The sequence below is a fragment of the Polaribacter sp. genome (genome assembly GCF_965660385.1).
Lineage (GTDB): Bacteria > Bacteroidota > Bacteroidia > Flavobacteriales > Flavobacteriaceae > Polaribacter.
The window spans coordinates 1-7,416 of record NZ_CBFHZT010000083.1; the positions used below are offsets into that span (position 1 = coordinate 1).

Sequence of the window (7,416 nt, forward strand, 5' to 3'; positions counted from 1 at the left end):
ACTCTCTGTAAATTCACCTATAGGTAAAGGTTTGTTAGGTAAAAAAGTGGGTGAAATTGCAGAAATCCAGGTACCAAGTGGTATTATGAAATTTGAAATTGTTGAAATTACTAGATAACAATCCTAATTTGAGTTTTTGGTATTTACACCTTTAGCAAAAGTTAAAAGCAAAAAAATGAGCATATTCACAAAAATAATTAATGGAGAAATACCAAGTTATAAGGTTGCAGAAAATGATAAGTTTTTTGCTTTTTTAGACATTAATCCCAATGCAAAAGGGCATACTTTGGTAGTTCCTAAAAAAGAAGAAAATAAAATTTTTGACTTATCTAAAGAAGACTATTTAGAGTTGATGAATTTTTCTTACGATGTTGCAAAAGCTATTGAAAAAGCTGTGCCTTGCAAAAGAGTTGGTATGAGCGTTGTTGGCTTAGAAGTGCCTCATGTGCATGTGCATTTAATTCCGACTTCTATTATGGCTGATATGCAATTCACCAAAAAAGAGGAATTAACTAATGATGAGTTTGTGAAGATTGCCAATAGTATTGCAGCGAACTTTAACTAACTCGTATCTTTTTTAAACCCAAAAAGAGCAATTTAACCGTAAATTTTAGAGTGCATCACCCGTACTTTTATTTTTAATGTATGTAAAATGGTAGAAATTTTTGATTTTCTTTTTGGGCAATATAATGACTATTCTACTACAGATATTACTTTAGAAATTACAGCTGTAATTTTTGGTTTTCTTTCTGTTTGGTTTTCCAAACAAAATAAAATTTGGGTATTTCCAACAGGAATGATTAGCACCTCTATTTTTGTTTATCTTCTTTTAAAATGGGAGCTTTTAGGAGATATGATGATTAATGGTTATTATTTTGTAATGAGTATTTATGGTTGGTATATTTGGACAAGAAAGGTAGATGAAACCCATGTTACACCAATTGCTAAAACAACACTACAAGAAAAAAAGATAGCTGTTTTTATATTTTTAGCCACACTTTTATTTGTTTTTATTATTTATAAAAGTTTTGATAAATGGACTTCTTGGATGGCTTATGTAGATACAATTACAACTGCTATTTTCTTTGTAGGAATGTGGTTAATGGCAAAACGAAAAATAGAAAATTGGCTTTTTTGGATTTTAGGAGATATCATTTCTGTACCTTTATACTTCTATAAAGGATTTACGTTTACCAGTTTTCAATACTTAGGATTTACGTTTATTGCCATATTTGGTTATTTAGCATGGAAAAAAAGCTTAGACAAAAACCCATTAACCTTGTAAAGGTTGTTTTATTTGGTCCAGAATCAACAGGAAAAACAACACTTTCAAAACAATTAGCGCATCATTACCACACTGTTTGGGCGCCTGAATATGCACGCGAATATTTACAAAAAAAATGGAATAATAAACGTAAAACTTGTGAAGCCGAAGATTTAATACCCATTGCTATTGGGCAAATGAAACTAGAAAACACTCTTGCAAAAAAAGCAGACAAAGTATTAATTTGTGATACAGATTTGTTAGAAACTAAAGTATATTCTGAGGAGTTTTATGGTGGTTTTGTTGATGAAACTTTAAATAAAGCTGCAAATGAAAATCAATATGATTTATATTTACTTACTTATATAGATACGCCTTGGGAAGCTGATGATTTAAGAGATAGACCAGAACACCGTTTGGCAATGTTTACCGCTTTTGAAAATGCCTTAAAAAAACACAACAGGCCTTATATTCTTTTAAAAGGCGATAAAAAAACGCGCCTTGAAAATGCTACCAAAGCAATTGATAGTATACTTCTAGAAAAAGAAAATTTATATGCTTACACCAATAAAGATTAGTTAATGAATGCCAAAAACATACTCTTAGAACTAAAATTCAAAGCCATAAGAAGTTCTGGTGCTGGTGGACAACATGTAAATAAAACTTCCTCTAAAATAGAGTTAACTTTTGATGTGGCAAATTCAAACGCGCTTTCTGAGTATCAAAAAACGGTTGTAAAACAAAAACTATCCTCAAAATTAACCAAAGAACATGTTTTAATTTTGTTTTGCGAAGAAACACGCTCTCAGCATAAAAATAAAGAATTGGCTATTAAAAGATTTTTAAAGTTGATTGAAACGAGCTTGATTAGACCAAAAAAAAGGAAAGCTACAAAACCAAGTTTAAGCGCTTTAAAAAGAAAAGCAGAAAACAAACAACGCAATTCCGTTAAAAAAGCATTACGAAAAAAACCGAAGTTAGATTAAATGCTAAATGTGGGCAAAAGTGTTTAGCCGTGATTGAAACGACATCCTTTTTTTACGCTTCAAAACCTATCGTATTTTTATAACAGTATTTAGCTTCACTAAAAACTACTCGTTTGACAATAACGCTCTGTAAAAAAAGATATAGTGGAAAGCGCGAAATAGCTTCTTAAAAAAAAATCGTTTTTTTGTTTCTCATTAAAAAATTCCAACTTAATTTTGCAATGTTCTCATAAAGGGGTGCTAATTTTAGTTTTTGGTTTTTAGTTTTTGGTTTTTAGTCATACTCAGACTTTCAAACTTTTTAACTTTTAACTTTTAACTCTAAAAGGCTGAGATCATACCCATTGAACCTAGAACAGATAATGCTGTTTAGGAAAAAGGAATTACGAATGGTATAAAGTAATCTTATTTTGATTGCTGTATAAAGTCGTAATCACAAACATTTAATTATTCAATATTAATCACAAGAATAATTACCTCTTTTTATTCGTTTTAAAATTTTTTAAAATGAAAAAAATCACATTTTTTTTATTCTTGTTTGCAAGTATAGTTGCAAACGCCCAGTCATTTACAATTAAAGGAACTGTTTATGACGAAGACAAAACACCTTTACCCAATGCGAGTATCTTAATTAAAGAACTTAAGAAAGGAGTAACCACAGACAATCAAGGAAACTTTAGTGTTCAACTTAAAAAGGGAGTGTATACTTTTGAAATTTCTTTTTTAGGCTTCAAAACCATTGTTGACAAAATTACGGTAACTAAAGATGAAGCCTATGTTGTTCAACTTAACCTAGATACTACTAGCTTAGATGAAATTTTAGTATCTGCTGTTCGTGTAAATGCAGACATTCCTGTTACATTTTCCAATTTATCAAAAAAGGAAATTGCAAAACGTAATTTAGGGCAAGACATCCCTATTTTAATGAATTATTTACCAAACGTAGTGTCATCATCAGATGGTGGTGCTGGGGTTGGCTACACGTATATGAATGTACGTGGTTCTAACAGCGAAAGAATCAATGTTACAATTAATGGTATTCCTTATAACGATGCTGAAAGCCAAGGAACATTTTGGGTAAATTTAGGAGATTTTGCATCATCTACAGAAAACCTACAATTGCAGCGTGGTGTTGGAACCTCTACAAACGGTTCAGGAGCTTTTGGAGCAAGTTTAAATATTTTAACAGATGCTGTTTCTGAAGAAGCTTTTGGAGAAATTTCAAATTCATTTGGTTCTTTTAATACCAGAAAACATACTGTAAAGTTTAGTACAGGAAAACTAAATGAACATTTTGAAATTGCAGGACGATTGTCTAACATCGCTACAGATGGTTATATAGATAGGGCTTTTGTAGATTTAAAATCGTATTTTTTACAAGGTAGTTATGTAGATGATAACACCTTAATTAAAGCGGTTACTTTTGGAGGCGAAGAACAAACTTACCAAGCTTGGTATGGTACACCAGAAGTGAGATTAACTGGAGATACCCAAGGCATTGAAGATTTTATTATTAACGATGGTTTAAATGCTGAACAAGCCGAAAACATTAGAAATTCTGACAGAAGATACAATCATTATTTGTATGATAATGAAACCGATAACTATGCTCAAAATCATTATCAGTTGCATTGGAATGAAAAATGGAATGACAAATGGAGTACAAATCTTGGTTTAAACTACACCAAAGGTGCTGGATTTTTTGAGCAGTTTAAAGACGAAGAGGATGCTGTTGATTTTAACAATTTAATTGTAGACGGAACTGATGTGATTGTAAGACGCTGGTTAGATAACAATTTTTATGTTGCAAATTTTAATGCGAATTACAAAACCGATAACATTAACTTTATTACAGGAATTTCCTATTCAAATTATACAGGAGATCATTTTGGAGAAGTAATTTGGGGTGAAGATTTAGCTCCAAACACCAATATTAGAGATCGTTATTATTTTTCTGATGCCACTAAGAATGATTTCTCAATTTTTGCCAAAGCAAATTTCGACATTAGCGAAAAGCTCTCTGGTTATGTAGATTTACAAGGTCGTTTTGTAAGTTATCAAACAGCAGGATTAACATCTGACAGAGACCCAATAGATGTGGATAGAAAGTTCGATTTTTTTAACCCAAAATTTGGTTTTATGTTTAATGTTAATGACGATAATAATCTGTACGCGTCATTTGCAGTTGCTAACAGAGAACCAAATAGAAACGATTTTCAAAATGGCGTTGATAGTCCTGAGACCTTATTTGATTACGAATTTGGATGGCGTTATAAATCTGAAAATGTAAAACTAAATACTAACATTTATTATATGGATTATGAAAATCAGTTGGTATTAACTGGTGCTATTGATGATGTTGGGCAACCTATAAGAGCAACTTCTGGTAGTAGCTATAGATTGGGTTTAGAAATTGATGCAGAAATCACGTTATCTGATCAATTGTATTTAAGACCAAATACATCTTTCAGTCAAAATAAAAATAGAGATTTCTTTGTGGTTAGAGACGGAAATTCGAGCCCTACAGCTTTAGGAAACACAGATCTTTCTTTTTCGCCAAATGTAGTTATTGGAAACATGTTTACTTACGCACCATTAGAAAACCTTCAGTTTACCTTCTTAACAAAATATGTTGGAGAGCAACTAATGAGTAACCTAAGTAGTGCCATTTCTGATAATGATGTTATCGATAGTTTTTTTATAAATGATATAAACATTGTATATCAAATAAACCCTGACAAAATATTCAAATCAATTACATTTACTGCCTTAATAAATAATATTTTTAATGTTGAATATGTAGACCGAGGTTACTATTTTACCTATGATGACACTTGGTCTAATGCAGGAGTTACCACTACAGTTGATGGTGCTGGTTTTTACCCACAGGCCACAAGAAACTTTTTAGTAGGGGCAACACTACGTTTTTAAAATAGTATATTGCATAACAAAGCCGTTTCATTTTTTTTATGAAACGGCTTTTTATTTATTTTATGAATTGATTAAAAATTAACTATTTGTATAATCTTTAACGGTTTTATTTACATTTTCTTTTAACTCATTAAATTCATCATTTAATTCTCTGCAATTATCTCTAATTACTTGAGTTGATTGATTAAGTTCATTAATTAATTGATTAAATTCTCTTTCAACATCGTCAATTTCTTTGTTTATATCATTTGTTTTTAACCAATTAGGAATGGTTACAGACAAATTATTTATAAATTGTTTTAAATTTACAATTCTGTTTTTAGAGATTTTATACTCTTGATTTTCTATTAAAGACAATTGGGTATTTACCAAATTGTATGCATTCCAATTATCAAAAATAAAATCATCGTCATAATTTTTTCTTATAATTTCAGTATCGCCATTCTCTAATTCAATTCTAAATACATTTGGATTGTCTAAAAAAATAGCTTTTTTATCCTTTTTTGTAGTGCAAGAACTTATTAAGATAATAAATGTTACCAATACTAACGTTATTTGATTTTTGATATTCATTTGTTTTTAAGGTTAATTCAGTGCAAAATTATAATAGTAAAGCATTATTTTTTAACTCGAGTAGATCTATTCTTAGCTCTTTTAGTTTTTAAAATTACTTTTTTTGATTGTTATTTTTAATAGAGTTTACAAACAAAATTTTCATTACAAAACATCCTAAAAAAAGCAAAATTAAATCATTTTCATCTGTTTTTGGTTAAAAAAGAATTAAAATGGTCAATTTTTTAGCAAAACCGAGTTATTTTCTATAATTTTGCAAGCGATGAAAAAAACAAATGTATATCAGTTACGACTTTTAATTGCTCTTCAAAAGATTACTGATAACTTCTTAAATTTTGTTTTCTAATTTTTCTATCTGAACATTTCAATTATAACTCTTAAGCTTTGTTCATAAGTTTAATTGGTACAACTTACTCTTAAAATTTCAATTCTTAAATTCAAAATCTTACTATGAGACAACTTAAAATTACAAAACAAGTTACCAATCGCGATGCAAAATCTTTAGAAAAATATTTTCAAGAAATAAGTAAAATAGGTTTAATTACTGCTGATGAAGAAGTAGAATTAGCCATAAAAATTAAAAAAGGAAACCAAAGAGCACTAGACCAGCTAGTTCAAGCTAACTTAAGATTTGTTGTTTCTGTTGCAAAACAATATCAAGGGCAAGGTTTAAAACTATCTGACTTAATTAACGAGGGTAATTTAGGCTTAGTAAAAGCCGCAAAGCGTTTTGATGAAACTAGAGGTTTTAAATTTATATCATATGCAGTTTGGTGGATTCGCCAATCAATAATGTCTGCTCTTGCAGAACAATCAAGAATAGTTCGCTTGCCTTTAAATAAAATTGGAAGCATTAGCAAAATAAAAAAAGTATACTCTAAATTAGAGCAGCGAAATGAAAGAATACCTACTTATGTTGAGATTGCTAACGAATTAGATACTACAGTAAGCAATGTTGCCCAATCTATGAAAAATTCTGGAAAACATCTTTCTATGGATGCGCCTTTTAAAGAAGGTGAAGATTCTAATTTATACAATGTATTAAGATCTGATGAAGCACCAAGACCAGATAAAAATTTAATGAAAGAATCTTTAAGCACCGAAATTGATAGGGCTTTAGATAAACTTACACATAAAGAAGCAAAAGTAATTAAAATGTTTTATGGCTTAGGCAATCATTCGCCCTCAAGTTTAACAGAAATTGGTCAAACATTCGATTTAACCAGGGAACGCGTGCGCCAAGTAAAACAAAGAGCTATTAGACGTTTACAAAACAAATCTAAAAGTGAAGTTTTACGTTATTACTTAGGTTAATTTAACTTAGATGGCTTTATAAACTTTCTATAAAGTCATCTATAGAAGTTGCATTATTTACAGAAAAATCACCAATTTTTGTTCTTCTTAAGGTTGATAAATGCGCACCAGAGTTCAGTGCTTTTCCAAAATCGAAAGCCAAAGATCGAATGTAGGTACCTTTACTGCAAACCACTCTAAAATCTACTTTTGGTAGGTTTATGTTGGTGATTTCAAATTCTTGAATGGTAACTGTTCGTGATTTTATGGTGGTCGTTTCTCCTTTTCTAGCCAATTCATACAAACGTTTTCCATCTTTTTTTATAGCAGAAAAGATGGGCGGTTTTTGTTGAATATCACCTAAAAACT

8 protein-coding genes and 1 pseudogene are annotated in these 7,416 nt (G+C 30.1%); 7 read left to right on the plus strand and 2 right to left on the minus strand.

Features of this window, described 5'->3' with window-relative positions; translation table 11 throughout:
• The 6 genes from ACTG3V_RS14500 to ACTG3V_RS14525 form a co-directional block, all read left to right on the plus strand.
• The coding region (locus tag ACTG3V_RS14500; RefSeq protein WP_439132897.1) for a GreA/GreB family elongation factor at positions 1–118 on the plus strand (118 nt) is incomplete at its 5' end.
• A gap of 57 nt (positions 119–175) precedes the next feature.
• Positions 176–565: an HIT family protein gene (locus tag ACTG3V_RS14505; protein ID WP_439132890.1), complete on the plus strand. Its 390-nt coding sequence runs from the start codon at positions 176–178 to the stop codon at positions 563–565.
• A gap of 87 nt (positions 566–652) precedes the next feature.
• A complete protein-coding gene (pnuC, locus tag ACTG3V_RS14510) occupies positions 653–1,285 on the plus strand; it encodes a nicotinamide riboside transporter PnuC (RefSeq protein WP_439132891.1) in 633 nt (210 codons plus the stop codon).
• The gene (locus tag ACTG3V_RS14515; protein ID WP_439132892.1) at positions 1,246–1,842 is read left to right on the plus strand and encodes an AAA family ATPase; all 597 of its coding nucleotides are present in this window, start codon (positions 1,246–1,248) and stop codon (positions 1,840–1,842) included. The genes pnuC and ACTG3V_RS14515 overlap by 40 nt, the downstream gene beginning before the upstream one ends.
• 3 nt (positions 1,843–1,845) lie before the next feature.
• A complete protein-coding gene (gene arfB / locus ACTG3V_RS14520; protein WP_439132893.1) occupies positions 1,846–2,250 on the plus strand; it encodes an alternative ribosome rescue aminoacyl-tRNA hydrolase ArfB in 405 nt (134 codons plus the stop codon).
• A gap of 507 nt (positions 2,251–2,757) precedes the next feature.
• Complete coding sequence (locus tag ACTG3V_RS14525; protein WP_439132894.1) at positions 2,758–5,181, plus strand: TonB-dependent receptor; 2,424 nt, start codon at positions 2,758–2,760, stop codon at positions 5,179–5,181.
• A 78-nt stretch (positions 5,182–5,259) separates the two neighbouring features.
• On the opposite strand, the gene ACTG3V_RS14530 is transcribed toward ACTG3V_RS14525, so the two are convergent.
• Positions 5,260–5,754, minus strand: coding sequence for a hypothetical protein (locus ACTG3V_RS14530; protein ID WP_439132895.1), 495 nt, complete (start codon positions 5,752–5,754; stop codon positions 5,260–5,262).
• 450 nt (positions 5,755–6,204) lie between these two features.
• On the opposite strand from ACTG3V_RS14530, the gene ACTG3V_RS14535 reads away from it, so the two are divergent.
• Positions 6,205–7,068, plus strand: a complete 864-nt coding sequence (locus tag ACTG3V_RS14535; RefSeq protein WP_439132896.1) for a sigma-70 family RNA polymerase sigma factor — start codon at positions 6,205–6,207, stop codon at positions 7,066–7,068.
• A 16-nt stretch (positions 7,069–7,084) separates the two neighbouring features.
• Here ACTG3V_RS14535 and ACTG3V_RS14540 read toward each other — a convergent pair.
• Positions 7,085–7,416 (minus strand): annotated as a pseudogene (locus tag ACTG3V_RS14540) (tRNA pseudouridine(55) synthase TruB); the annotation flags it as partial.